The 25,424-nt window shown below is 67.0% G+C and carries 27 protein-coding genes, 1 tRNA gene and 1 other RNA gene; 15 read left to right on the top strand and 14 right to left on the bottom strand.

The window, feature by feature from the left end; all coding sequences use genetic code 11:
* The first annotated feature begins 148 nt into the window (after nt 1-148).
* The 4 genes from ribB to F9K34_RS07245 all read left to right on the top strand — a co-directional run bounded on the left by ribB (nt 149) and on the right by F9K34_RS07245 (nt 2,701).
* On the top strand, nt 149-1,255 hold the full coding sequence (gene ribB / locus F9K34_RS07230) for a 3,4-dihydroxy-2-butanone-4-phosphate synthase (RefSeq protein ID WP_291336242.1): 1,107 nt from the start codon (nt 149-151) through the stop codon (nt 1,253-1,255).
* Between the two features lie 3 nt (nt 1,256-1,258).
* On the top strand, nt 1,259-1,810 hold the full coding sequence (locus tag F9K34_RS07235) for a 6,7-dimethyl-8-ribityllumazine synthase (RefSeq protein ID WP_291336243.1): 552 nt from the start codon (nt 1,259-1,261) through the stop codon (nt 1,808-1,810).
* Nucleotides 1,807-2,286 carry a transcription antitermination factor NusB gene (gene nusB / locus F9K34_RS07240; RefSeq protein ID WP_291336244.1) on the top strand — a complete coding sequence of 160 codons (480 nt, stop codon included), beginning with the start codon at nt 1,807-1,809 and terminating at the stop codon, nt 2,284-2,286. Before F9K34_RS07235 ends, nusB begins: the two co-directional genes overlap by 4 nt.
* A gap of 91 nt (nt 2,287-2,377) precedes the next feature.
* Nucleotides 2,378-2,701 (top strand): hypothetical protein, encoded by a 324-nt coding sequence (locus F9K34_RS07245; protein ID WP_291336245.1) that lies wholly within the window; start codon nt 2,378-2,380, stop codon nt 2,699-2,701.
* Between the two features lie 30 nt (nt 2,702-2,731).
* Here F9K34_RS07245 and ssrS read toward each other — a convergent pair.
* Nucleotides 2,732-2,889: non-coding RNA, 6S RNA (ssrS, locus tag F9K34_RS07250), on the bottom strand.
* Between the two features lie 156 nt (nt 2,890-3,045).
* On the opposite strand from ssrS, the gene F9K34_RS07255 reads away from it, so the two are divergent.
* Nucleotides 3,046-3,444, top strand: a complete 399-nt coding sequence (locus tag F9K34_RS07255) for a hypothetical protein (RefSeq protein ID WP_291336246.1) — start codon at nt 3,046-3,048, stop codon at nt 3,442-3,444.
* Between the two features lie 46 nt (nt 3,445-3,490).
* Nucleotides 3,491-3,964: an MmcB family DNA repair protein gene (locus tag F9K34_RS07260; RefSeq protein ID WP_291336247.1), complete on the top strand. Its 474-nt coding sequence runs from the start codon at nt 3,491-3,493 to the stop codon at nt 3,962-3,964.
* On the opposite strand, the gene F9K34_RS07265 is transcribed toward F9K34_RS07260, so the two are convergent.
* Nucleotides 3,939-4,184: a DUF6324 family protein gene (locus F9K34_RS07265; protein WP_291336248.1), complete on the bottom strand. Its 246-nt coding sequence runs from the start codon at nt 4,182-4,184 to the stop codon at nt 3,939-3,941. The genes F9K34_RS07260 and F9K34_RS07265 overlap by 26 nt on opposite strands.
* A 339-nt stretch (nt 4,185-4,523) precedes the next feature.
* On the opposite strand from F9K34_RS07265, the gene F9K34_RS07270 reads away from it, so the two are divergent.
* Nucleotides 4,524-4,600 (top strand) — tRNA-His (locus F9K34_RS07270).
* Nucleotides 4,601-4,841: 241 nt separating this feature from the next.
* Here the strand turns inward: F9K34_RS07270 and F9K34_RS07275 are convergent.
* Nucleotides 4,842-5,300, bottom strand: coding sequence for an Lrp/AsnC family transcriptional regulator (locus F9K34_RS07275; RefSeq protein WP_291336249.1), 459 nt, complete (start codon nt 5,298-5,300; stop codon nt 4,842-4,844).
* 111 nt (nt 5,301-5,411) lie between these two features.
* On the opposite strand from F9K34_RS07275, the gene F9K34_RS07280 reads away from it, so the two are divergent.
* The 3 genes from F9K34_RS07280 to F9K34_RS07290 are packed head-to-tail and all read left to right on the top strand — an operon-like array spanning nt 5,412 to nt 8,495.
* Entirely contained in the window at nt 5,412-6,614 is a 1,203-nt protein-coding gene (locus tag F9K34_RS07280) for a methionine gamma-lyase (protein WP_291336250.1), read from the top strand.
* A 17-nt stretch (nt 6,615-6,631) separates the two neighbouring features.
* Nucleotides 6,632-7,951 (top strand): trans-sulfuration enzyme family protein, encoded by a 1,320-nt coding sequence (locus F9K34_RS07285; protein ID WP_291336251.1) that lies wholly within the window; start codon nt 6,632-6,634, stop codon nt 7,949-7,951.
* Nucleotides 7,944-8,495, top strand: coding sequence for an OsmC family protein (locus F9K34_RS07290; RefSeq protein WP_291336252.1), 552 nt, complete (start codon nt 7,944-7,946; stop codon nt 8,493-8,495). The genes F9K34_RS07285 and F9K34_RS07290 overlap by 8 nt, the downstream gene beginning before the upstream one ends.
* A 35-nt stretch (nt 8,496-8,530) precedes the next feature.
* Here F9K34_RS07290 and F9K34_RS07295 read toward each other — a convergent pair whose 3' ends face one another.
* Complete coding sequence (locus F9K34_RS07295) at nt 8,531-9,007, bottom strand: Lrp/AsnC family transcriptional regulator (protein WP_291336253.1); 477 nt, start codon at nt 9,005-9,007, stop codon at nt 8,531-8,533.
* A gap of 142 nt (nt 9,008-9,149) precedes the next feature.
* Here F9K34_RS07295 and F9K34_RS07300 point away from each other — a divergent pair, with 142 nt between their 5' ends.
* Together F9K34_RS07300 and F9K34_RS07305 are read left to right on the top strand one after the other, a co-directional pair.
* Nucleotides 9,150-10,169 (top strand): 1-aminocyclopropane-1-carboxylate deaminase, encoded by a 1,020-nt coding sequence (locus F9K34_RS07300; protein ID WP_291336254.1) that lies wholly within the window; start codon nt 9,150-9,152, stop codon nt 10,167-10,169.
* Between the two features lie 73 nt (nt 10,170-10,242).
* Entirely contained in the window at nt 10,243-12,618 is a 2,376-nt protein-coding gene (locus tag F9K34_RS07305) for a transketolase (protein ID WP_291336255.1), read from the top strand.
* Nucleotides 12,619-12,624: 6 nt separating this feature from the next.
* Here the strand turns inward: F9K34_RS07305 and F9K34_RS07310 are convergent, their stop codons facing one another.
* On the bottom strand, nt 12,625-13,050 hold the full coding sequence (locus F9K34_RS07310; RefSeq protein WP_291336256.1) for a MarR family winged helix-turn-helix transcriptional regulator: 426 nt from the start codon (nt 13,048-13,050) through the stop codon (nt 12,625-12,627).
* Between the two features lie 130 nt (nt 13,051-13,180).
* On the opposite strand from F9K34_RS07310, the gene F9K34_RS07315 reads away from it, so the two are divergent.
* The gene (locus tag F9K34_RS07315) at nt 13,181-13,636 is read left to right on the top strand and encodes a hypothetical protein (protein WP_291336257.1); all 456 of its coding nucleotides are present in this window, start codon (nt 13,181-13,183) and stop codon (nt 13,634-13,636) included.
* Between the two features lie 163 nt (nt 13,637-13,799).
* Here the strand turns inward: F9K34_RS07315 and F9K34_RS07320 are convergent, their stop codons facing one another.
* The 3 genes from F9K34_RS07320 to F9K34_RS07330 all read right to left on the bottom strand — a co-directional run bounded on the left by F9K34_RS07320 (nt 13,800) and on the right by F9K34_RS07330 (nt 16,820).
* The gene (locus tag F9K34_RS07320; protein WP_291336258.1) at nt 13,800-15,122 is read right to left on the bottom strand and encodes a TRAP transporter large permease; all 1,323 of its coding nucleotides are present in this window, start codon (nt 15,120-15,122) and stop codon (nt 13,800-13,802) included.
* A complete protein-coding gene (locus F9K34_RS07325) occupies nt 15,119-15,748 on the bottom strand; it encodes a TRAP transporter small permease (RefSeq protein WP_291336259.1) in 630 nt (209 codons plus the stop codon). Before F9K34_RS07325 ends, F9K34_RS07320 begins: the two co-directional genes overlap by 4 nt.
* Nucleotides 15,749-15,815: 67 nt before the next feature.
* Nucleotides 15,816-16,820, bottom strand: a complete 1,005-nt coding sequence (locus tag F9K34_RS07330; RefSeq protein ID WP_291336260.1) for a TRAP transporter substrate-binding protein — start codon at nt 16,818-16,820, stop codon at nt 15,816-15,818.
* A 149-nt stretch (nt 16,821-16,969) separates the two neighbouring features.
* Between F9K34_RS07330 and F9K34_RS07335 the strand changes: the two genes are divergently transcribed.
* Together F9K34_RS07335 and F9K34_RS07340 are read left to right on the top strand one after the other, a co-directional pair.
* Nucleotides 16,970-19,000: a PAS domain-containing sensor histidine kinase gene (locus tag F9K34_RS07335; protein ID WP_291336261.1), complete on the top strand. Its 2,031-nt coding sequence runs from the start codon at nt 16,970-16,972 to the stop codon at nt 18,998-19,000.
* Complete coding sequence (locus F9K34_RS07340; RefSeq protein ID WP_291336262.1) at nt 18,997-19,620, top strand: response regulator transcription factor; 624 nt, start codon at nt 18,997-18,999, stop codon at nt 19,618-19,620. Before F9K34_RS07335 ends, F9K34_RS07340 begins: the two co-directional genes overlap by 4 nt.
* A gap of 215 nt (nt 19,621-19,835) precedes the next feature.
* On the opposite strand, the gene F9K34_RS07345 is transcribed toward F9K34_RS07340, so the two are convergent.
* From F9K34_RS07345 to F9K34_RS07370, 6 genes are all read right to left on the bottom strand, one after another.
* Nucleotides 19,836-21,470, bottom strand: coding sequence for an acyl-CoA synthetase (locus tag F9K34_RS07345; protein WP_291336268.1), 1,635 nt, complete (start codon nt 21,468-21,470; stop codon nt 19,836-19,838).
* Nucleotides 21,471-21,475: 5 nt separating this feature from the next.
* On the bottom strand, nt 21,476-22,276 hold the full coding sequence (locus F9K34_RS07350; protein WP_291336263.1) for an enoyl-CoA hydratase: 801 nt from the start codon (nt 22,274-22,276) through the stop codon (nt 21,476-21,478).
* A 20-nt stretch (nt 22,277-22,296) separates the two neighbouring features.
* The gene (locus tag F9K34_RS07355; RefSeq protein WP_291336264.1) at nt 22,297-22,746 is read right to left on the bottom strand and encodes an OsmC family protein; all 450 of its coding nucleotides are present in this window, start codon (nt 22,744-22,746) and stop codon (nt 22,297-22,299) included.
* Between the two features lie 26 nt (nt 22,747-22,772).
* Nucleotides 22,773-23,915, bottom strand: a complete 1,143-nt coding sequence (locus F9K34_RS07360; protein WP_291336265.1) for a glycine cleavage T C-terminal barrel domain-containing protein — start codon at nt 23,913-23,915, stop codon at nt 22,773-22,775.
* A 147-nt stretch (nt 23,916-24,062) separates the two neighbouring features.
* Complete coding sequence (locus F9K34_RS07365; protein ID WP_291336266.1) at nt 24,063-24,581, bottom strand: Lrp/AsnC family transcriptional regulator; 519 nt, start codon at nt 24,579-24,581, stop codon at nt 24,063-24,065.
* 317 nt (nt 24,582-24,898) lie between these two features.
* A partial coding sequence (locus F9K34_RS07370) for an NnrS family protein (protein ID WP_291336267.1) occupies nt 24,899-25,424 on the bottom strand: 526 nt, incomplete at its 5' end.

Genomic DNA, 25,424 nt, shown 5'->3' on the forward strand with positions numbered 1-25,424 from the left:
GGGTCGGCGCGGCGCGGCTGGCGGGCTTCCTGCCTGCGGACCGCTACTTCGGCCGCGCCGGCGCTGTTCAGGGCTGAACAGCGCCTCCGCACTGGCAAACCCCGGCCGCTTGGGCTATCGCGGGCGGGAACAAGCCGGAACCGCAGCCATGACCGATCCCCTCGACGATCTGACCCGCGCCATCTCTCCCACCGAGGAGATCATCGACGAGGCGCGCAACGGGCGCATGTTCATCCTGATCGACGAGGAGGACCGCGAGAACGAGGGCGACCTCGTGATCCCCGCGCAGATGTGCACGCCCAATGCCATCAACTTCATGGCGACCCACGGACGCGGCCTCATATGCCTCACCCTGACCTCGCAGCGGATCGACGCGCTCGGGCTCTCGCTCATGTCGACGAAGAACTCCTCCCGCCACGAGACCGCCTTCACCGTCTCGATCGAGGCGCGCGAGGGCGTCTCCACCGGCATCTCGGCGCATGACCGGGCGCTGACCGTCGCCGTGGCGATCGACCCGACCAAGGGGCCGGCCGACATCGCGACACCGGGCCACATCTTCCCGCTGCGCGCGCGCGACGGCGGCGTGCTCGTCCGCGCCGGCCATACCGAGGCCGCGACCGACATCGCGCGGCTCGCCGGGCTTAACCCCGCGGGCGTGATCTGCGAGATCATGAACGAGGACGGCACGATGGCGCGGCTACCCGACCTCGTCGGCTTCGCGCAGAGGCACGGGCTGAAGATCGGGACGATCTCCGACCTCATCGCCTACCGCCGCCGCCACGACAACCTCGTGCGCGAGACGCTGAAGAAGACCGTGACCTCGGCCTATGGCGGCGACTGGACGATGCGCGTCTTCACCGACGTGACCGAGGGGACCGAGCATGTCGTGCTGACCAAGGGCGATGTCACCACGCCCGAGCCGGTTCTGGTGCGCACCCATTCGCTGAACGTCCTTGAAGACGTGCTGGCGCTCGGTCCCGCGCCGGAGGGCGAACTGGCGCGCGCCATGCTGATCATCGCCGAGGAGGGGCGGGGCGTCGTCTGTCTTTTCCGCGATCCGCAGGCGAAGCTCCTGGCGGAGAACGAGGACAACGGTCCGCGCACGGTCAAGCAGACCGGGCTCGGTGCGCAGATCCTCTCCTCGATGGGCCTCAGGCAACTGATCCTGCTGACCGATTCGCCGCTGACCCGCTACCTCGGTCTCGATGCCTACGACCTTCACATCGCCGGCACGCGGCCCATCACGAAAGGCTGACCCATGGCCGGTTCCGAGACCCACTCCACGCTGCCGCTGCCGACCTTCGACAAGCCGGTGAAACTCCTGATCGTCGTCGCGCCCTATTACCGCGACATCGCCGACGACCTCGTCGCCGGGGCTCGGGCGGTGGCGGCCAAGGCGGGGGCCACGGCCGATCTGGTGGAGGTCCCGGGCGCGCTGGAAATCGCGCCGGCCATCGGCATGGCCTTCCGCATGGCCGACTACGATGGGTTCGTGGCGCTCGGCTGCGTGATCCGGGGCGAGACGACGCATTACGACACGGTCTGCAACGACAGTTCGCGCGGCCTGACGCTTCTCGGCCTCAACGGCGCCTGCCTCGGCAATGGAATCCTCACGGTCGAGAACCGCGACCAGGCCGCCGTGCGCGCCGATCCCGCGGGCCAGGACAAGGGCGGTGGCGCGGCGGCGGCGGCGCTGCACCTCGTCGCGCTGTCGCGCAGGTGGGCGCGCCAGACCAAGGGGATCGGCTTCAAGCCCGCGGGCGAGGAGTTCCGCATCGCCGGAACGGCGGGAGGCACCGACAGGGCATGACCGACCACCGCAAACCCTCGGCCGCCGAGCACCGCCGGATGCGTTCCGCCGCGCGGCTCTACGCCGTGCAGGCGCTCTTCCAGATGGAGGCCGCCGGCCAGACCGCCGAGAAGGTCGCGCGCGAGTTCGAGACGCACCGCTTCGGCGCGATCTACGACGAGGACGAGATGGCCGAGGGCGATCCCGACCTCTTCCGCCGGCTGGTCGGCGAGGCGGTCAACTGGCAGGCCAGGATCGACCAGATGACCGACCGCGCGTTGGTGGCGAAATGGCCGATCGACCGGATCGACCCGGTCCTGCGGGCCCTCTTCCGGGCTGCGGGGGCCGAGCTTCTCGACCCGGCTACCCCGCCCAAGGTCGTCATCACCGAGTTCGTCGACGTCGCCCGCGCCTTCTTTCCCGACGGGCGGGAGCCGAAGTTCGTCAACGCCGTGCTCGACCACATGGCGCGCGAGGCACGGCCCGAGGCGTTCTGAGCGATCCCCCGCCGATCGCGGGGCTGCGACGCTTCGACACTGGCAAGCCCCCCGGCGCGCCCCTATTCTCGGTGCATCCGAGGAGATGCACATGCCCGATCTCGTCCGCCTCTACATCCGCAACGTGCTCGTCGGCTTCGCGCTGTCCGCAGTCTTCGTGGGCGCGCTTCTCGGGCTCAACGTGGCGAACCTCTGGCACCTCGTCTCCACCTCGCCGATGGGCTGGGTCGCGGGCCTGATGCTCTTCGTCTTCAACGGCATCGTCTTCGCCGGCGTCCAGTTCGGCATCGTCATCATGCGGATGGAGGACAGGGACGGCGACAGCGGCCGCGGCCGGAGGATGCCGGTCGGGCCGGCGGTGCCCGTGCTCGCCCATGCCACCATTAGCACGCGCAAGGCGCAGCGCCGCGACTGATCGCCGCCGTGTCCGTCCGGGGAGCGGGCGGCGGGAACCGCGGCGACCGTGGAGGCGTGTATTTCCCGAGAGCCTGGCTTGACCAGGTGGGCGCCGGATACCGGGACCACGGTCCCGGCAGAGCCGGCTCCCTCGGAAGATATTATCGGCCACTGGAAAAGGGCCTCTCACGCGAAGGGCAGAACCCGCCGCCGGTCAATTTAGGACGCGCGGGGCGCGACCGCAAGGGCGCCGCGGACGGGGGTGCGTGGGGTCAGGTTTCCCTTACTGTTTGTACGCTAACATCCGTGCTACCTGCTCCTCAGCGGGATTCGACCCGACAATTTTTTCGGAAAGTCATCATCATGAAAGGCATTGGCCTCCTCTTTTTCGCCTCGGGCGCGGTTTACGGCATGGGCGGCATGGCGCTCGGCATCTGGATGGGCACGGCGCACGACTTCACGCTCGCCCCCGCCCACGCGCACCTGAACCTTCTCGGCTTCGTCACGATGGCGCTGATGGGCGTCTTCTACCACGTCACGCCGTCGGCGGCGGCGCGCTTCCTGTCGCGGCTGCATTTCGGGCTGGCGACCGTCGGGCTCTGGCTGATGGTGCCGGGCATCGCGTTTTCAGCCACGGGCGGCAACCCCGGAATGGCCATCGTCGGCTCGCTCCTGACGGCGGCGGCGATGCTGACCTTCCTCGTCAACCTCGCCCTGACGGCGTTCGGGCCGGTGCGCAGCGCGCGGGCGCTGCCCTGCTGACCGGCATGGGCTGGACAAATGTTCACGCAATGTTCATAGTCCGCCCATGCCCGTTTCCGCCCCGTCGCCCGACCTCGCGCTGATGCCCGGCCAGATCCTGGCCCGCGGCGTCTGCCGGCACCTTCTCCACCACGGCTTCGCCACGGTGGAGGAACTGGTGCCCGCGCCGGGCCTGCGCGTCGACGTGATGGCGCTCGGTCCGAAGGGGGAGGTCTGGATCGTCGAGTGCAAGTCGGGCCGCGCCGACTTCACCTCGGACCGCAAGTGGCAGAACTACCTCGAATGGTCCGACCGCTTCTTCTGGGCGGTGGATGCCGATTTCCCGGTCGAGCTGCTGCCGCCCGACACCGGGCTCATCCTCGCCGACGGATATGACGCGGAGATCGTCCGCATGTCGCCCGAGACGCCGCTCGCCGGCGCCCGGCGCAAGGTGATGCTGCAGAAGTTCGCCCGCCACGCCGCGTTGAGGCTTCAGGCGGCGCGCGATCCCGGCATCAGCCTTTCCGGGGTTTTCCCCTAGCGCCGCCCGTTCTTGCGCCCGCCTTGCCGCCGGCGCCGCCCATGCCGCGCGCGGCCTCGGCCGCCGCGATGAGCTCCTCGGCGATCTCCTCGGCCTCTTCCGGCTCGAAGTCGAGCGGCAGTTCGACCCCTTCGGCCTCCACGTAGATCCGCACCATGCCGAGCGAGGTGGGCCCGATCTGCAAGTTGGCCACGATGTCGCTTTCCTTGTCTATGCCCATGGCTCGCCTCCCGTACGTTCCGGACCGGGCTAGCGCGGACCGGCGCCCGGGGCAAGGCGGGATGATACGTGATGGGCTCAAGTGACCGAGCGAAGCTGCCCGGGGGGCCGGTGGTCGCGCTTGCGACACCGGGGGATGGTTGGATGGGGTCGACGCGGCACGGGCCTTCAACCGCGTCCACACGCGCGACCCTGGCGCCGCATGCGGCCGAGGCCCCGGCGACGGCCTTTCGCCGGCGGGTCGTCGACCAGACCCGGGAACGCGCGCTCTGACGCGACCCGCGCGAAGGATTCTCTCCCTTGCATTTGGGGGGACGCGGCGCTAAATGCCCCCCGGAGTGCCGCCTTAGCTCAGTTGGTTAGAGCACCAGATTGTGGATCTGGGGGTCCCCCGTTCGAGCCGGGGAGGCGGTACCATAAATCAACGCGTTAGCAGTCGTCTCCTTGCGGACCCTTCGCGTGCGGCCGTCACCGGAACCGCATTTCGGACGCCCTCCGCCCTCCTCAAGGTTCGACTCATCAGGATTGGGGTCCCGCGCTACGCACCCGCTCGCAGGAATGCTGACGATCGCGCTTCGGCGCTGCGGCGAGATCCGAGCCCCGGGGAGTGAAGTCCCGGCGCCGACAGAGAGGCAGTTCTGCGCGCCGATTGGCGGCTTCATTCGATCTGCGGGAAAACGCCGGTGTTCTTGACCGTGCCATAGACGAAACTCGAGTCGATCGAGGCGATGCCGCCGATCGGGTGAATGCGGTTGCGGATGAAGTCCTCGTAGGCTTCCAGCCCGGCGACCACGACGCGAAGGTGATAGTCCGCCGCGCCGGTCATCAGGTGACATTCCAGAACTTCATCCAGCGCGCGGATGCGGCTTTCGAAGTGCCTTACCGTCTCGCCGCTATGCCGCTCCAGCCGGATGCGGATGAACACCGTCACCGGCAGGCCATAGGCGCGCTGGTCGGCTACGGCCCGATAGCCGAGGATGGCGCCGCTTTCCTCCAGAAGCCGGATACGGCGCAGGCAGGGCGAGGGCGAGAGGTTAACCTTGGCCGCGATCTCCAGATTCGTGGCGCGGCCGTTGCGTTGCAGGGCGCGGATGATCTGGCGGTCTTTCTCGTCCATTGCGACCTTTCGTGGCATTAAATGCCAATTGTATTGGCAAATATGGCATGAATAGCAACCAAATGCCATGACAACAAGCGCAGCCTGGTGGTCAGCCAGAAGGACAGCCCCATGCGCGATACCCCGCAAAGCCTTGCCACCCGTGCCATTCACCATGGCTATGATGCCCGCGACCATCAGGGCGCGCTGAACCCGCCGGTCTATCTGTCCTCGACCTTCGCTTTCGACACCGCCGAGGCCGGTGGCGCGATGTTCGCAGGTCAGGCCGAGGGGCATTTCTACAGCCGCATTTCCAATCCGACGCTGGAGGCGCTTGAACGGCGCATCGCCAATCTGGAAGGAGGGGAGGCCGGGCTCTGCACCGCATCGGGCATGGGGGCGATCACCTCGACGCTCTGGACCTTCCTGAATGCGGGCGACGAGGTGATCCTGGACAAGACGCTTTACGGTTGCACCTTCGCCTTCCTGACGCATGGCCTGCCACGCTTCGGCGTGACGGTGCGGCCGGTGGATCTGTCCGATCCCGCCAATCTTGCCGCCGCGATCGGGCCAAGAGCGCGGATCGTCTATTTCGAGACGCCCGCCAACCCCAACAACCGGCTGGTGGACATTGCCGCCATTTCCGAGATCGCGCACCGGCACGGGGCGAAGGTGGTGGTGGACAACACCTATGCGACGCCGGTGCTGACGCGACCCATCGAGCATGGCGCCGACATCGTGGTGCATTCGGCCACCAAGTATCTCAGCGGCCATGGCGACGTGATCGCGGGGCTGATCGCGGGCCGGGCCGAGGACATCGCGCAGGTCCGGCTTGTCGGCATCAAGGACATGACCGGGGCGGTGATGTCGCCGTTCTCGGCCATGCTCCTGTTGCGCGGGATCAAGACGCTGGACCTGCGGGTCCGCGCCCATTCCGCCGCGGCCCTGACCATCGCCCGCGCGCTGGAGGCGCACCCGGCGGTGAAATGCGTGCATTACCCGGGACTCGACAGCTTTCCGCAGGCCGATCTTGCGCGGCGGCAGATGGCGGGCTTCGGCGGCATGATCCCGTTCGAGGTGGTGGGCGGCAAGGCGGGCGGCATCGCCATGATGAACCGGCTGCGGCTCATTCAGCGCGCGGTCAGCCTGGGCGATGCGGAAAGCCTGATCCAGCACCCCGCGTCTATGACCCATTCCACCTACATGCCGGAGGAACGCGCCGCCCACGGCATCGCCGAGGGGCTGGTGCGGCTGTCGGTGGGCTTGGAAGGGGTGGACGACATTCTGGACGACCTGATGCAGGCGCTGGCCCAGCACAACGCCGAAGCGGCCTGACCCCGATGGAGACACCCATGCCCCAGACCCCGATCCGCGGCGATGCCGCAAGTGACGCACCGCAGCACACCCGGGGCGGCTGGCTGAACCGGCTGGACCGCAAGCGCCATGTCGGGCCGTTCCTTCCCGGCCATCGACTGGACGTCGCGGGACCCTCGACCACAGCGGTCCATGCCGGAACCCATGACGACCCGCGCACCGGGGCGGTGGGTACGCCGATCTATCAGGCCTCGACCTTCCTTCTCGGCGCCGATCAGTACGGCTCCATCGAGGAGGGCTTCGCCCGCGACCGCTTCATCTATTCACGCTACGGCAACCCCTCACAATGGGCGGTGCAGGAAAAGCTGGCCGCGCTCGAGGGGGCAGAGTCGGCCATCGTGTTTTCCTCGGGCATGGCGGCGATTACCGCGACCGTCATGGCGCTGGTGGATCGGGGGGCGCATGTGGTGGCTTCGGCCGACCTCTACGGCGGCACCTGGAACCTCTTCAATCAGGAGTTCCCGACCTTCGGCATGTCCGCGAGCCTTGTCGACCCGCAGGACTTTTCCGCCATCGAGGCGGCCATCCGCCCCGAAACCCAGCTGATGTATTTCGAGGCGATCACCAACCCGCTTCTCAAGATCATCGACATCCCCCGCCTGGCCGGGATTGCCCGCCGCCATGGGGTGCGGCTGGTGATCGACGCGACCTTCGCGCCCCCGGTGGCGATGCGGGCGCTGGAACAGGGTGCCGACGTGGTGGTGCATTCGGCGTCGAAATACCTCAACGGCCACAGCGACCTGATCGCCGGCGTCGCCGCCGGGCCGCGCAAGCTGATCGACATGATCTGGCCAAGGCTCCTGAACTATGGCGGCTCGCTCGATCCGCATGCCTGCTTCCTCCTGGAGCGGGGGCTGAAGACGCTGGCCATCCGGATGCGCACGCATGAGGAAAGCGCCCATGCCCTGGCCCGCCATCTGGAAAGCCACCCGAAGGTGCGGCGGGTTTTCTATCCGCTGCTCGACAGCCACCCCGACCGCGAGGTTGCAAGGCGGCTTCTGAAGAACGGCACCGGCAACGTGACCTTCTTCGTCGAAAGCGATCAGGCGGCACAGCAACTCGTGAACGCCCTGCGCATTCCGAAGCAGGCCACCAGCCTCGGCGGGGTGGAAAGCCTGGTCAGCCTGCCCTTCAACACCTCTCAGGCCAGCTACACCGCCCGCCAGCGTGCTGCCATCGGCATTCATCCCGGCTGCGTGCGCCTGTCGGTGGGCATCGAGGATGCCGCCGACCTGATTGCCGACTTCGACCAGGCCCTTGCCCGGATCGCCCCCGCAAAGGAACAAGCCCATGCGTAACAGCCTGCCCACCGCCGCCCTGTCGGAGTTCGTCAACGAAGTTGCCGCCGCGCCGGAACAGGCGGTGATGGACTATGGCGTCTGCCTTGACTGGGAAAGCGGCACCCGGTCCTGCGCAACCGCCAAGCCCATGCGTGTCGGCCCGCACCGGGTCAGCCGGTCTTTCACCTGGAAGGTCGACGAGCCGCGGCAACTCATGGGCCTGAACCACGGGCCGAACCCGCAGGAACTCCTGCTGTCCGGCCTTGGGGCCTGCATGATGGTCGCCTTCGTGGCGGGAGCCACGGCCGAGGGCATCCAGCTCGAGAGCGTTCGCATCGATCTCGACGCCACGCTCGACCTGCGCGGTTTCCTCGGGATCGGCAGCAATGCGCCGGTTGGCTTCCCCGAGATCCGCTATGTCCTGCATGTGACATCCGACGCCACGCCCGAACAGCTGGCCTCACTCCATGCGAGGGCCATCGCCCACAGCCCGAACGCGCAGACCATCCTGAACCCGGTCGCCCTGACGGGTGAGATTGTGCAGAGCCACGACGAATGTTAACCGGCGGCGGCGACCCGCCTCTCCGGCTGCGGCGGTCAGAAGGAGAGTGGCGCATTGTCCTTGACCTCTTTAAGCACAAAGAAGGTTCGGATCTGCCGCACTCCCGGCAGGGTAATCAGTTGCCGCCCGTGCAACAGGTTGAAGCCCGCCATGTCGCGCACCCGAATCTTCAACAGGTAGTCGAAGTCCCCGGCAACAAGGCTGCAATCGAGCACTTCCTTCATCCCGCCGACGGCTTGCTCAAAGGCGGCAAAGCTTTCGGGGGTCGACCGGTCCAGCACAACTCCGACCATCACCAGCGCCCCCAGCCCCACCGTGTCCGGATCAATCTGGGCGCGGACCGCGGCGATGAAACCGTCTTCGAACAGGCGCTGCGTTCGGCGGTGGCAGGTGGCCGGACTGACATTGACCAACTTGGCCAGGTCGGCATTGGCGAGACGTCCATCCTTTTGCAACGCGCGCAGGATGTTGCGGTCGATTCGGTCCAGGTCGTGCGTGGAAGATTCTTTCATGTTTTGATCTCATGAAGACTTTGAAATGAAACTTATGTCTCATGAACGCACAATTTCAAGGAACTATTCACCCAACTATGGAAGCCGCTTTTCCGGCCGACCTGATAGTCTCTGTCGCAGTTGGAACCTAGGAGGCGATCCCGTGTCATTGCTTGAGAATTTCGAACGCTACCCGCTCACCTTCGGGCCTACCCCGATCGAGCATCTGCCCCGCCTTACCGAGGCGCTGGGCGGCAAGGTGCAGATCTTTGCGAAGCGCGAAGACTGCAACTCGGGCCTTGCCATGGGCGGCAACAAGCTGCGCAAGCTGGAATACATCGTGCCCGATGCCATCGCCTCGGGGGCCGACACACTGGTGTCGATCGGTGGCGTGCAGTCGAACCATACGCGCATGGTGGCGGCGACGGCCGCGAAGATCGGCATGAAATGCGTGGTCGTGCAGGAAAAATGGGTGCCGCATTACGATGCCGTCTACGACCGCGTGGGCAACATCCTGATGACCCGTCTGATGGGGGCGGATTCGCGGCTGGTCGATGACGGCTTCGACATCGGCATCCGCGAAAGCTGGCAGAACGCCATCCAGTCCGTGAAGGACTCGGGCGGGGTTCCCTATGCAATCCCGGCGGGCGCCAGCGTGCACAAGTACGGCGCGCTGGGCTACATCGGCTTTGCCGAGGAAGTGGCCGAGCAGGAAAGGGCGCTCGGCTTTACCTTCGACTATGTCGTCGTCTGTGTCGTCACCGGCTCGACCCAGGCGGGCATGATCGTGGGATTCGCCGCGCAGGACCGCGCCCATCGCGTCATCGGCATCGACGCCTCGGGCACGCCGGGCCAGACCCGCGCGCAGGTGCGCCAGATCGTCGACGCCTCGGCCGAACTGGTGGGGCTGGGCCGCAAGGTCCGCGAGGACGAGATCGTGATCAACAACGACTATGCCTTTCCGGCCTACGGCGTGCCGTCCGAGGAAACCAACGATGCCATCAGGCTGGCGGCCCGGACCGAGGCGATGATCACCGATCCGGTCTATGAGGGAAAGTCGATGCAGGGCATGATCGACCTGACCCGCAAGGGCTTCTTCCCCGAAGGCTCGCGTGTGCTTTACGCCCACCTGGGCGGCGCGCCCGCGATCAACGGCTACAGCTATTACTACAGGGAAGGCTGAGCCTTCCCAAGCCGCGAGTGCCGTCCGGTCAGCCCGGGCGGCGCGCAAACCTTCCCCTGAACCGGAGCCTGCCATGCCCGCCGACATCCATCACCTGAAGACCATCGAGCAGCGGCTTCTGTGGCTGTCGCACTGGATGATCCACCATGCCAACCATGTCCGGCCGAAGGTGGACGGGATCAAGATCGGCGGGCATCAGGCGTCTTCGGCCTCGATGGTGTCGATCCTGACCGCGCTCTATTTCTCGGCGCTCAGGCCCGAGGACCGGGTGGCGGTCAAGCCGCATGCCTCGCCGGTGTTCCATGCGATCCAGTATCTGATGGGCAATCTGGACCGCGCACGGATGGAGAACTTCCGCGGTTTCGGCGGGGTGCAAAGCTACCCCAGCCGGACCAAGGACGTGGACGACGTGGATTTCTCCACCGGATCGGTGGGCCTGGGCGTGGCGATCACCTCCTTTGCCTCGCTGGTGCAGGACTACATCGCGGCAAAGGACTGGGGCCGCGGCCTGCCCATCGGCCGCATGGTGGCGCTGGTGGGCGATGCCGAACTCGATGAGGGCAACATCTACGAGGCCCTGCAGGAAGGCTGGAAGAACGACCTGCGCAATTGCTGGTGGATCATCGACTACAACCGCCAGTCGCTGGACGGGATCGTGCGCGAGGGGCTCTTTGCCCGCGTCGAGAAGATCTTCGAGGCCTTCGGCTGGGATGTGGTGCGGGTGAAGTATGGCGCGCTGCAGCGGGCGGCCTTTGCCGAGCCGGGCGGCCCCGCCTTGCGCGACTGGATCGACCGGTGTCCGAACCAGCAGTATTCGGCACTGACCTTCATGGGCGGCGCGGTCTGGCGCAAGCGGCTGATGGAAGACCTCGGCGATCAGGGCGAGGTCTCGGCGCTGATCGACCGGCGCAGCGACGCCGAACTCGCCGCGCTGATGGAGAACCTTGGCGGCAACTGCGTGGCCACGATGGCCGAGGTCTTCGCAGGCATCGACCATGACCGCCCGACCTGTTTCCTCGCCTATACGATCAAGGGATGGGGCACGCCGATTGCCGGCCACAAGGACAACCACGGCGGACTGATGAACCCGACGCAGTTTGCGGCGTGGCAGGCGCATATGGGGGTGGCGCAGGGGCAGGAGTGGGATCCCTTCGCCACCGTCCCGGATGAAGCGGCGCTAAAGGATTTCCTTGCGCGGGTGCCGTTCTTTGCCAAAGGCCGGCGCAGGTATCATGACGCCCGCATCCCCGTACCCGCCATCGCCATCGACACGGAGCGCGAGATCTCGACGCAAGCCGCCTTCGGCAAAATCCTCGACGATCTGTCGAAGGGCGACAGCGAACTGGCGGCGCGGATCGTCACCACCTCTCCCGATGTGACCGGCACGACGAACCTCGGCCCCTGGGTCAACCGGCGCAAGCTCTTCGCGCGAAAGCCCCTGGCAGATGCCTTCATCGAGCATCGCATCCCCTCGACCGCGAAATGGGAATTCACGCCCGAAGGCCAGCACATCGAACTGGGCATCGCCGAGATGAACCTGTTCCTGCTTCTCGGCGCGGCGGGGCTGTCGCACAGCCTGTTCGGCAATCGGCTTTTCCCCATCGGCACGGTCTATGACCCCTTCGTACATCGCGGGTTGGATGCGCTGAACTATGCCTGCTACCAGGACGCGCGCTTCATCATCGTCGGGACCCCCTCGGGCGTGACGCTGGCCCCGGAGGGCGGCGCGCATCAGTCCATCGGCACGCCACTGACCGGCATGTCGCAAGACGGGCTGGCGGCCTTCGAGCCTGCCTTTGCCGACGAACTGGCGGTCATCCTGGAATGGGCCTTCGATTACCTGCAGCGCGACGGCGATGGCGACCCGGACGAACGCACCTGGCTGCGCGACGAGACCGGCGGCTCGGTCTATCTGCGGCTGACCACCAACCCGCTGGAGCAGCCCGGCAAGCGCCACGACGATGCCTTCCGGCAGGGTGCCATCGACGGGGCCTACTGGCTGCGCAGGCCGGGGCCGAACTGCGAGGTGGTGATCGCCTATCAGGGCGCCATCGCGCCCGAGGCCATCGCGGCGGCCGGCATCATCGGCGAGCACCGGCGCGACGTGGGGGTTCTGGCCGTCACCTCGGCCGACCGTCTGAACGCCGGCTGGACGGCCGCGCAGCGGGCCCGCGCCCGTGGCAACCGCACCGCCCGCAGTCATGTCGAGGCGCTGTTCGAGGGTCTTCCGCGCGACTGCCTGGTCGTCACCGTCCTCGACGGCCACCCGGCGACGCTGGCCTGGCTCGGTTCGGTCGGCGGCCACCGCTGCGTCTCGCACGGGGTCGAGCACTTCGGCCAGACCGGCACCATCGGCGATCTCCACCGGCACTTCGGGCTGGACCGCCAGGCCTTGGCGCAATCGGTGCTGGAGCTGTCACCGGGGCCCCGCCCGACGACGCCCGGCTGATCGCCTTCAGTCCGCGTCCGCCTCCAGCCGCAGCCGCAACGCCTGCAGCACCTGCCGGGCCGTCGCCAGTTCGTCCGCCGAGAACCCTGCCGCCAATGCCTCGGCCCGCGGGCGATAACGGGCAATCGCGGCGTCGTAGGCTTCGCGCCCCTTGGGTGTGAGCATCACCAGTTGCGCGCGCTTGTGGTGCGGGTTGGGCGCGAAGGAGACCAGCCCCTCGCCTTCCAGGTCGTTCACGATCCGCTGCACATTCTGCCGGTTCGCGCCCAGATCGCGCGCCAGCCAGGCGACCGGCTGAGGGCGCTCGGCCGCGACGATGGCTCCCAGAGCCTGCCAGCGGGCGCTTGTCAGCCCCAAAGGCGCAACCATCCGGTCGCCCCAGGCCAGCATCAGGTTGTTCACCCTGAAGAGGCTGAGCGTCAACTCTGTCAATTCGTCCGCAGGCGGCAAGCCAGGGCCAGGCATTTGTAAACTGATCTCCATATTGACATGATCATGTCAAATAAGCATATAAGAGACAATATGGATCGCCGAGCCAAGTGGCAAGCCTGGAGTTCTCACGATGAAGAAGATCATCCACCCGATCGCAGGCACCATCGCGCTGCTGACCATCGCGACCTTCTGGGTTTCGACCGTGGCCGTCGAACTCCTCGGATCGCAGGCCGCAGTCGTCGCAGTCAAATCCGCCATTCCCTGGGGGTTCCTCGTGCTCATACCGGCGCTGGCGGTCACGGGAGGCACCGGCATGGCCATGGCCCGGCGGGCACGCGGCGGCTTGGTCGGGCAGAAGTTCCGCCGGATGCCGATCATCGCGGCGAATGGCGTGCTGGTCCTGATCCCTTCCGCACTTTTCCTTGCTCACAAGGCCGCATCAGGGTCGTTTGATGCGGCGTTCCATGCGGTGCAGGCCCTTGAACTCGTGGCAGGCATGGTCAATCTGTCGCTGCTGGCATTGAACATGCGGGACGGACTGCGCCTTTCCGGCAGGATGAGAAGACATGCGCGCGACAAGGCCTGATCCCGCGACCCTGAGGGCTTCGCAGTCGGGCGCGCCGCACCGGGGCGCGCCCCCTTCGATGAACGACCGCCGCAGGAGAAGCGGGTCGCGAACTTGCCTGCCAGATGCGCGCCATCCGAGCGCCGGAGGCTGAGGCAGAGGTCATCCCGGTGGCCGCGGGCTTCTACAATCCCAGAAGCCGTGGCAGGGCCAAGGTCACCTCGGGAACATAGGTTACCAGCATCAGGAAGGTCAGCATGGTCAGGAGCCAGGGCCAGGTCGCGCGTGTCACCTCGGTCAGGCCCAGCCGCGACAGTGACGACGCGACATAGAGGTTGAGGCCCACGGGCGGCGTGCAGAGCCCGATCTCCATGTTGACGACCAGCATGATCCCGAAATGCACCGGATCCACGCCCAGCGCCATCGCCACGGGATAGAGGATCGGCGCCATGATCAGGACGATGGCGGAAGGCTCCATCACCATGCCGATCATGAGGAGAAGGGCATTCACCACCAACAGGAAGCCGACCTTGCCGAGGCCGAGCGACACGATCCATTCCGACAGCGCTTGCGGAATCTGTTCCGAGGTCAGGATGAAGGCGAACATCACGGCATTGGTGATGATGTAGAGCAGCATCGCCGACATCGCGGCCGAGTTCAGCAGGACCTTCGGCACCTCGCGCAGCGTGATGTCCTTGTAGACCCAGACCGCGACGATGAAGGCATAGACGGCGCTGACGGCGGCGGCCTCGGTCGGCGTGAAGATGCCGCCATAGATGCCGCCCATGATGATGACGATCAGCATCAGCCCCCAGACGCTTTCCCGGAAGGCGCGCCAGCGGTCGACGAAGGGCGCGCGCGGCTGGCGCGGAAAGTCGCTTTTCCAGGCACGCCAGGTCGTGGTGACGCCCAGCATCATCGCGAGCAGGAGCCCCGGCACCACACCGGCGATGAAGAGATCGCCGATCGAGGCGGACATGACATCGGCGCCGTCCGGGCCCTTGACGACCATGCCCGAGGTGGCCACGGCATACATCACCATCACGATCGACGGCGGGATCAGGATGCCGAGCCCACCCGAACTCGTGATCGTGCCGACCCCGAACTGCGCCGGGTAGCCCTGTTTCACCATCGCCGGAAGCAGGATCGAGCCTACGGCCATGACGGTTGCGGGGCTGGAGCCGGAGATCGCCGCGAAAAGCGCGCAGGACAGGACCGAAGCGAGGCCGAGCCCGCCATACCAGTGACCGACCATCGAGGAGGCAAAGCGGATCATCCGCCGCGCCACCCCGCCGTGGGTGAGGAAGTTTCCGGCGAGGATGAAGAACGGGATCGCCATGATCTCGAACTTCTCGATGCCGGTGAAGAGCTTCAGCGCGATCGCGTCGAGCGGCACCTCGGAAAAGCCGAAGAGGAAGGTGAAGACCGTCAGCCCCAGCGCGATCGAGACCGGCATCCCGGTGATCAGCAGAAGCGCCAGGATCAGGAAGATTGTGAGCGCGGTCATCCGTGGCCCCCCTTGGAAAGGTCGTCGGCTTCTTCGTCGAGGCCGTCGACGGCCCCGTGGTCGTGGTGGGCGACCTCGCCCGTGGTCAGGTAGAGGTGCAGCGCCTGCACGAAGCGGAAGCACATCAGCGCCGAGCCGAGCGGCACGGCGAGGTAGACGATCCAGGACGGAAGTTCGAGATCGGGAGTGATCTGGCCGCCCGCCCGCACGTGCCAGACGAAATCGGTCCCGATCCAGGCGATGATTGCGGTGAAGAGCACGCCGCCCGACATCGCGAGGATGGTGATCCAGCGCCGCGCCGCCCCTTCGAGCCGCTCCGCCAGGATGTCCACGCCGACATGGATGCCGGTCCGCACTCCATAGGCGGCGCCGAACTTGGCCATCCAGACGAACATGTAGATCGTCGCCTCCTGTGCCCAGGTCAGCTTGATCGCGTTGATCGACTTGAAGCTGGACCGGGCGATGTTGCCGAGCGTCTCCATGTCGTGGGAGCGGGCGAAACCGACCAGGTCGGCTGCAAAGCCGATGGCGAAGCGGTGGGTGACGGACACGAAGATGAGCAGCGTCGCCAGCGCGATCAGCGTGGCGATCAGCACTTCTTCTAGCCGGTCGAGAAGGCGCAGCATGGCACACCTCGCGGGCAGGGGCTGAAATGGAAAGGGGCGGCCGCTGGGGCCGCCCTCGGACTTGACCTTACCCGCCGACGGCGGCCTTCACCGCGGCGATCGTGTCCGCGCCGATCCGGTCGGCCATTTCGTCGTGAACCGGGGCCAGAGCCTCGATCCAGGCCGCCCGCTCCTCCTCGGTCAACTCGTGGAATTCTGTCGTGCCTGCGGCCATCATCGCCTCGAGGGCCTTGTCGTTTTCCTCCTTGGCGATGGAGTTTGCGTAATCCGTCGCCTCGGACATGGCCTTTTCCAGCCCCGCCCGCACGTCGTCCGGCAGCCCGTCCCAGAACTGCTTGTTCACGATCACCGCATAACCCAAGTAGCCGTGGTTCGAGAGCGTCGCGTGCTTCTGCACCTCGTTCATCTTCTGGGTGAACATGTTGGACGGCGGGTTCTCCGTTCCGTCGACGACGCCGGTCTGGAGCGCCTGGTAGACCTCCGAGAATGCCATGACCTGCGGCACGGCCCCGAGCGCCTGCATCTCTGCCTCGAGCACCTTCGACGACTGGATGCGCATCTTCAGGCCCAGGAAGTCATCGGGCACGTGAAGCGGGCTGTTGGCCGACATGATCTTGAACCCGTTGTCCCAGTAGGCGAGGCCCTTGATCCCCTTGTCCTCGAGCTTGGCCAGAAGCATCTTGCCCGCTTCGCCCTGGGTCACCTTCCGCAGCGCATCGTAGTCGGCAAAGATGTAGGGCAGGTCGAAGACCTCGAAATCCTGCACGCCGAGCGGGCCGAACTTCGCCAGCGACGGGGCCAGCATCTGCACGGCGCCGAGCTGCAGCGCCTCCATCTCTTCCTTGTCCTTGTAGAGCTGGCTATTGGGATAGACTTCGACGTCCACGGCGCCGTTGGTATAGGCCTCGGCCAGTTCCTCGAACTTGGCCGCCGCCTTGCCCTTGGGCGTGTCGGGAGCGACGACGTGGCTGAACTTGATGATGATCTTGTCCTGGGCAAAGGCCGGGGCAGCCAACGACAGGGCAAGAGCGGTGGCGCCAGCGAGCGCGCCGAGAGTGCGACGGGTCAACATGTGATTCTCCTCCGGTTCTCCGCCCTCCCCGGCGGAATGCATTGCTGGTGCCAGAAAGCAGGGCATCGCGATATTGTGGCTATCCACAATGGACAGAGCCGCGGGGCGGGTGTGAAATCGCCCCAACGGGAGGATGCGACACGAAGGACATGACCCGACCGCCCGCCCCACAGGATGCGGCAGCGCGCCCGGACCTCTGGGCGAGCGAAAGCCTCATGCGCTTTCGCAGATGGGATATCCTGTCGCTTGTGCCGCTTGCCACGATCGTTGCCCTGGTCGCGCTGGTCGGGACGCTCGTCTGGATCCTGGCGCGGGCCGACGCCGAGCGCGCACGGTCGAAGCTGGCGACCGACGCGCTCTGGGTCGAACAGACCCTGCGCTTTCAGCTGGCCGTGGACGAGGACATGCTGGTGCGCCTTGCCCTGGACGGCGCCAGCGGCACGCCGATGGAAACGCTGCAGGCGCGGGCGCGGCTGCACATCGCCGCCAACCCCGAGATGTTGTCCATCCAGTGGTTCGACCGCGATGGCCGCCTTGCGGCTTCCGTGCCCAGGGGCGTGGGTCCGGCGGGCGGGGGACTGATCGACACGCTCTTGCGGTCCTCGGCCACGACGGCCCGTCCGGTCTACGGAACGGCGGTCGCGGGTATTGCGCCGATGGCCGTTCGCCGTTCGGATGGCGATGGCGGCCTGATCGTCGCTGCCATGTCCCTGCCCATGATGCTGGACCGCCATGTCCCGTGGTGGATCGCCGAACAATATGCCGTCCGCATCTCGGATGCGTCGACCACCCTCGCGGACCGCGCCCGCCGGCCGGTGGCGCAAGGGGCGCCGTTCCACACCATCAGTTTTGACCCGCCCCTGGCCGGGACCTCCCTGACCATCACCGCCTACGACCGCCCGGCCGCCTTCGGCAATGCCGCCCTCTTCGGCGCGATCATCGCCCTTGCGGCCTTCGCGGTCGTCGCCCTCCTGATCGTGCAGCGCAACGCCCTGCATCGCCGCCGAGCCGAGGAACGCCTGCGCGCGGAAATGGCCTTCCGCCGCTCGATGGAGGAAAGCCTGACCGTGGGCCTGCGCGCCAAGGACCATTCGGGCCGCATCCTCTATGTCAACGCCGCCTTCTGCAAACTGGTCGGGCTGCCCGCCTCCGACCTGGTCGGTCGCCTGCCGCCGATGCCATACTGGTCGCAAGACGCCGTCAAGGAGACCCTGGACCGCCAGAAGCAGCTGGCAACCGGACCAGCCCTGCCGCAGAGCTTCGAAAGCCGCTTCCGCCGCTCCGACGGAACCGAGATCGACGTGCAGGTCTACGAGGCCCCGCTGATCGATGCCTCGGGGCGGCATCGCGGCTGGATGGGGTCGGTCATCGACATCACCGATGCCAAGCGCAGCGCCCGCACGGCCCGCGCGCAGGAGGAAAGCCTGGCCCGCACGGGGCGGCTGGTGACGATGGGAGAGATGGCCTCGACGCTGGCGCACGAACTGAACCAGCCTCTGGGCGCGATCGCCTCCTATGCGGCCGGCGGGCTGAACCTGATCGAGGCGGGCCAGACCGACTCGCCATTGTTGCGCACCGCGTTCGAGAAGCTGGCCCTGCAGGCGCGGCGCGCCGGACTCATCATCCGCCGCATCCAGGACTTCGTGAAGAAGCGCGAGCCGCAGCTGGTGCCGCTGGACCTGGCCGAGGTGGCGGCCGATGCCATGGGCCTTATGGCGGGCGAGGCGCGCGAGTTTCGGGCGCGGCTGGTGCTCGACGTTCCCGAACCGGCGCCGGGCCCCGTGCTGGCGGATCGCATCCTGATCGAGCAGGTCATGGTGAACCTGATCCGCAACGCCATCGAGGCAATGGCCACGGGCCCGCGGAGCGGGGACCAGTTGACCATCCGGCTGCGGACCGAGGGCGCGATGCTGCGGCTTGACGTGGCCGACCAGGGACCGGGCATTCCTGCAGACCTCTCCGAGCAGCTCTATGATCCGTTCACCACCACCAAGAGCCACGGCATGGGCATGGGCCTGAACATCTGCCGGTCGATCGTCGAACTTCTGCATGGCAGCCTCAGCCATGCCCCGAACCCTGGCGGCGGAACCGTCTTCACCGTCCGGCTTCCCCTGGCCGCCACGGATCCCGCCCCCGGGACCGCCCGGCCCTATGCCTTGTCCGACGGAAAGCAGCCATGACAGAAGAGCCCGGTTTGGTCGTGCATGTCGTTGATGACGAAGAGGCCCTGCGCGATAGCCTCGGGTTCCTCTTTGCCTCGCGCGGCATTCCCACCCGCCTCTGGCCCTCGGGCGAGGGCTTCCTTGCGGGCTGGCCCCGGCCGGATTGCGGCTGCATCATCCTCGACGTGCGGATGGAGGGACTGTCCGGTCCGCAGCTCGTGGATGCGCTGGTCCGGATCGAAGGCAGTCCGGCGGCCCTGCCGCCCGTGATCTTCCTCACCGGCCACGCCGATGTCCCGCTGGCCGTGCAAAGCCTGAAGGGCGGCGCCTTCGACTTCATGGAAAAGCCGTTCAACGACAACCAGATCGTCGATCGGGCGCTTCAGGCCATGGAGCTGCACCAGAGCCGCGCGGCAGAAGCCATGAGCCGCGCCGACCTCATCGCGCAGTTTGCCTCGCTTTCCGAGCGCGAGGCGGAGGTGATGTCCCTCATCCTCGACGGTCAGCTGAACAAGCAGATCGCCGACAGGCTGGGGATTGCCATTCGGACGGTCGAAGTTCACAGGGCCCGTGTCCTGCAGAAGACAGGGGCCAGAAACTCGGTCGAACTCGCGCGGATGAAGGCCCGGCTGGACTAGCGGTCCTGCGGCGCAAGCCGAGCGCGTCGATCACCGGCAGGGGTCTCGATGGGGACGATCTCCTTCCGCGACAGGTGCGACGGATCGGCATCATGGAAGCCCGACGTAGGCGCGGCCCATGGTCGACGGTCACCCCATGCTCGTTCCGCAACGCGCCGGAGGCCGAGGCGGACGCTCGCGTGAATGTCGTCGCAACCGGCGAGCAGGCGATGGCTTCAGACCTCGAACGTCCGCGCCACTTCGCGGAGGGCGAACTTCTGGATCTTGCCCGTGGACGTCCGGGGCACGGTCGTGAACACGAACTTCCCCGGCACCTTGTAGGCCGCCAGATGCCTGCGGCACCATGCGCGCAGCTCTTCCGCATCGGCGGCCCGCCCATCGGCCAGTTCGACGAAGGCGCAGGGCGTCTCGCCCCACCGGGCATGCGGCATGGCGACGACCGCGGCGACGGCCACGGCGGGGTGGCGATAGAGCGCCTCCTCGACCTCGATCGACGAGATGTTCTCGCCCCCCGATATGATGATGTCCTTGGAGCGGTCCTTCAGTTGCAGATAGCCATTCGGGTGCATCACGCCGAGATCGCCGGAATGGAACCAGCCCCCTGCAAAGGCCTCGGCCGTGGCCTTGGGATTGCAGAAATAGCCCTTCATGACGACGTTGCCGCGGAACATCACCTCGCCCAGGGTCTGACCGTCGCGCGGCACCGGCCGCAGGGTTTCGGGGTCCAGCACGTCCAGCTGTTCGAGGGTCAGATAGCGCACCCCCTGGCGCGCCTTGAGCGCGGCCTGCGCCCCGGCGGGCAGGGATGACCAGCTGTCGTGCCAGTCGTTCACCACCGCCGGGCCATAGGTTTCGGTCAGGCCATAGAGATGGGTGACGTCAAAGCCCGCCGCGCGCATGTCGGCCAGGAGCGTTTCGGGCGGCGGGGCGGCGGCGGTGAAGAATTGCACGCGGCGATCCAGGGCGCGCCTGGCGCTTTCGGGGGCGGAAATCATCAGCGACATCACGATGGGCGCACCGCACAGGTGGGTGACGCCATGGTCGGCCAGCGCCGTCCAGATCGGCTCGGCCCGCACCTGCCGCAGGCAGACATGGGTGCCGACGATGGCCGACAGCGTCCAGGGAAAGCTCCAGCCGTTGCAGTGAAACATCGGCAGGGTCCAGAGGTAGACCGCGTGTTTCTGCATCGAGGTGGTCAGCGCATTGCCCTGCGCGAGAAGGTAGGCGCCGCGGTGATGCGACACCACGCCCTTGGGGTTGCCGGTGGTGCCGGAGGTGTAGTTGATGGAAATCGCGTCCCATTCATCCTCGGGCATCAGCCATGGGAAATCGGGGTCGCCTGCGGTGAGGAAGGCCTCGTAATCCTCGGCCGGGTCGGGGGATCGGGGCGCGTCGTATTCGGGGTCGTCATACTGGATCAGCTGCGGCGCGACGGTTGCCAGCGCCAGCGCCTGCCGCATCAGCGGCATGAATTCGCGGTCGACGATGACCACCCTGGCCATCGCGTGATCGAGCTGGAAGGCGATGACCGCAGGATCCAGCCGGGTGTTGACCGAATGCAGCACCGCCCCGCACATCGGCACGCCGTAGTGGCATTCCAGCATGGCGGGCGTATTGGCCAGGAGGGCCGAGACGGTGTCGCCCGGCCCCATCCCCGCCTGCGCAAGGGCCGAGGCGAGCTGGCGGGAGCGGGCGTAGAACTGCGCATAGCTCCGCCGCAGCGATCCGTGGATGATCGCAACATGCTCGGGAAAGACGCTGGCGGCGCGTTCGAGAAAGGTCAGCGGCGTCAGCGGCTGAAAGTTCGCCGGATTGCGGTCGAGATCGGTGTTGTAGGGGTTCGCCATCATCGCCCTCATGCGTCCTGCCACCGGGGGCTGCGCTTCCCGATGAAGGCGCCAATGCCCTCCTCGGCGTCGCGCGCCATCATGTTGGCGACCATCACCGCCGAGGCATGGTCATAGGCCTGCGCCAGGGGCATCTCCCGCTGTTCGTAGAAGGCGCGCTTGCCGGTGGCGAGCGTCAGGCTGGATTTCGAAGCGATCTTGCGCGCGAGGTCCATGGTGGCATCGCGTAGCGTCTCGGGGGCCACGACCCGGTTCACCAGCCCGATCTCGGCCGCCCGTGCGGCCGGAATGATGTCGCCGGTGAGAAGCATCTCCATCGCGTGCTTGCTGGCGACAGTGCGCGAGAGAGCGACCATGGGGGTCGAGCAGAAGAGGCCGATATGGACGCCGGGGGTGCTGAAGCTGGCATCCGCCGCGGCGATGGCAAGGTCACAACTGGCGACCAGCTGGCAGCCGGCCGCGGTGGCGACGCCGGTCACTTCGGCGATCACCGGCTTGGGGCAGGCGATGATGGACTGCATGACACCGGAACAGAGCGCCATGATCCTGGCGAAATGGGCGCGACCGCCATCGGGCGCCCTGCGGCCTGCGGTGAGTTCCTTCAGGTCATGACCCGCGCAGAAGGCCGGGCCATGGGCAGCCATCACCACCACCCGCACGGCCGGATTGGCCGACGCTTCGGCAAAGGCCGCGCCGAGCCGGGTCAGCATCGCCTCGGAGAGGGCGTTGCGCCGCCGGCTATCGTTCAGGGTCAGCCGCAGGATGCCGCTTGTATCCAGATCGGACAGAAGAATGTCGCTGTCTTGCATGATGCGCGGTCCTGCCGGGGTCAGAGGATGTTGATCTCCACGCTGTCGGCCAGCGTGTTCGCGATGAAGCAGTAGCGATGCGCGCGGTCCTGCATCTCGGCCAGTTGTGCGTCGTCGACCGCAAAGCCGGTGTCGAAGCGCACGACGGGGTGCAGGTCGATCCGGGTCACCGACATCTGCCCGCGCGGATTCTTGCCCAGATGCGCGACCGCATGATCGTGATAGCTGGCCACCGGCCAGCCCGCCTTGGCTGCAAGCGCGAGGAAGGTCATCATGTGGCAGCTGGAGAGCGCGGCGGCCAGCGCCTGTTCGGGGTTGGTGTTGGCCGGATCGCCGCCCCAGTCGGGGGCGGCGTCGACGGGCAGATCATGACGGACGCCGTATTGCACGGTATGGGCGTTCGAGTATTTGCCGGCCTGCAGGGCGCGTTCGCCGCGCTGCCAGTGCAGCTGGATCGCAAGGTCGCTCATGGAATCTGCTCCTGTTCGGCGGGCGCTCAGGCGGCGGCCAGCGTCTTCTTGGGGTCGTAGAACGGGCGGTCAGCGACGGCGGCGTCGAACATGCCTTGCCCCGTCGCCACCCGGACCCTGGTGCCGATCGCGGCATGGTCCACGGCCACCATGGCCAGCGCGATGTTCTGCTTAAGCCGGGGCGAGTGGATGGCCGAGGTGACCTTGCCGATCACCGCGCCGTCGCGGTGGATGGGCCAGAAGGTGGTGTTGGGTCCGCCGAGCGGCGCGCCCTCGATCACGAGGCCCACCTGCTTGCGGCTGACGCCCGCCGCCTTGATCCGCTGCAGCGCCGCCTTGCCGATGAAATCGACGCCGCCGTCAAGGTTCACCAGCCGGTCGAGCCCCAGTTCGTAGGGGTTGGTGGTGATGTCGGCATCGGCGTGATAGGAGAGCATCCCGCCCTCGATCCGCCGGATCGACGAGGTATGGCCGGGCTTCAACCCATGCGGTTTGCCCGCCGCCATGATCCTTTCCCAGAGCTCGTCGCCGCGCGACGAGTCCTGCAGATAGAGCTCATAACCCAGTTCGCTCGACCAGCCGGTCCGCGACACGACGAGCGGGATGCCGTCCAGCTCCACCCGGCGCAGCCAGTAGTATTTCAGGTCCATGATGCCGTCGCCGAAGAGGGCGCGCATCACCTCGCCGGATTTCGGACCCTGCAACTGAAGGGGCGAGACATCGGGCTCGCGGATCGTCACATCGAGGCCGGAATGCACCGCTACGCCCTGCGCCCAGAGCAGGATGTCGCTGTCGGCAAGCGACAGCCAGTAACGGTTCTCCTCCAGCCGCAGCAGGATGGGGTCGTTCAGGATGCCGCCGTCGGCATTGGTGATCAGCACGTACTTGCACTGGCCGACCGCCAGTTTGGAGAGATCGCGCGGGGTCAACGTCTGCATGAAGCGCGCCGCATCCGGGCCGGTGATGTCGACCTGACGCTCCACCGCCACATCGCAGAGGATGGCGTCGTTGATGAGGTTCCAGAAGTTCTGTTCCGGGTCGCCGAAATCGCGCGGGATATACATGTGGTTGTAGACCGAGAACCCCTTTGCGCCCCAGCGGACGGTGGCCTCGAAATAGGGGGATTTGCGGATCTGGGTGCCGAAGCCGAAGTTCTGAGCCTGTGTCATCCTGCGTGCCCTTGCTGGCGGGTCCGTCAAAGACCGCGCGGCGGTGGATCGATGGCACGGACTCTAGGCAAACCGGGCAGGGTGAGCGGGCCAAAGATGCGGCCGCAAAAGACCGATCGGACCAATGTTTGCAGGAAGGCGGACCGTTCAGTCTTTCGCGCCGCCAACGGTCTTCGGGTCCCGCGTGGCGGCAAGGCGGGCGAGGTCCGGGCGGGCCGACTTGATCTGGCGTGTGACGATGTAGGTCATGTAGCGGTCGATCCCCAACTCCGCGTCCAGCATCGCGTCCATCAAGGTCTGGAATGCGGGCAGGCTGTCGGTGACCACGGTCATCACATAGTCCATCCCGCCCCCGGTCGAGATGCACTCGGTCACTTCGGGGCAGCGCAGGACATGAGCCTCGAACCGTTCGAAATCGGCCCTGCGGTGGCTCTTGAGCGAGACCGTCACCACCACCTTGGCCAGCCCGGCGACGACCCGCGACAGCGCGATGTCGGCATGATAGCCCCGGATCAGCCCGGCCTTGGTCAACCGGGTCAGCCGCGCCCAGCAGGGGGTGGCCGAGAGGCCCACCATCTCGGCCAGCCTGACCTTGGAAAGCGGCCCATGATCCTGCAAAGCGGACAGGATCCGGATATCCGCGGCGTCGAGCTCGGTCGGTTTCATTCGGTGGCAGGCGGCATCATTGACGAAGTTCGCAAGGACAGGAGTTCCGCGGCGGGTGTTGCCTGTTCCTTACGCCGTGACGCCGACGAATGCCAGCGACCGGTGGGCGGCAGTCCCTGCGCCCCCTCGGTCCGGCGGCCTGCCGGTCGCTGGATCGAGGGTCGGCGACCCGGGACAGCAGGTGAAATCGGGTTGCCCCGGACGCCGAAACGCGATCCGGTAGCTTCGGGGCGTGAGCCCAGCGCAGCCCGGCGCCGTCAAGCGTGTAGGTCCCGGGATCGCCCGTGCGTACCGGGGGGCGGGCCATCCCCGGGGGCTCACATCTTGCGCGACGCGCTCAGGATCGGGAACGGTGCCGGTCGGGCCAGCGCGGGCAGATGCGCGCCAAGGAAGGCGAGCCAGGCGCCCGTCCAGGCCGCACCGGCGAGCGTGATCCATGGCGCCGGGTCTCCGGCCGCCTCGGCCGCCGTCCGCAGGACTGCCGCCGCGAAGAGCGTGGCGAAGGCGATCCGGTGGAGCGGGCGTGGCCGAAGCGCACCGCGCTCCGGCCGCAACATGGTCGCGCGGGCGGCGAAGGCAAGCACCATCGGCCCCATCGCGCCCATCGTGACGAGATGTTCCGCCGCCGCCGGCGGCAACGCGCCGACGCGGCCCAGGGCCAGCGCGGCGAGGCCCGGCGCGAGCGCCGCATAGGCGATGGCAAGCATCCGGTTCGCCGCGCCTGCCTGCCGAAGGCCCCTGACCCATGTCAATACCCAGAGCGCCGCGAGCGCGAGCGCGATGGCGGCGGGCGTCTCTGCCGGAACCATCGCCGCCGCCGCGAGGCCGAGGCCGGGCCAGAGG

It is taken from the genome of Albidovulum sp. (genome assembly GCF_008933605.1).
Lineage (GTDB): Bacteria > Pseudomonadota > Alphaproteobacteria > Rhodobacterales > Rhodobacteraceae > Albidovulum.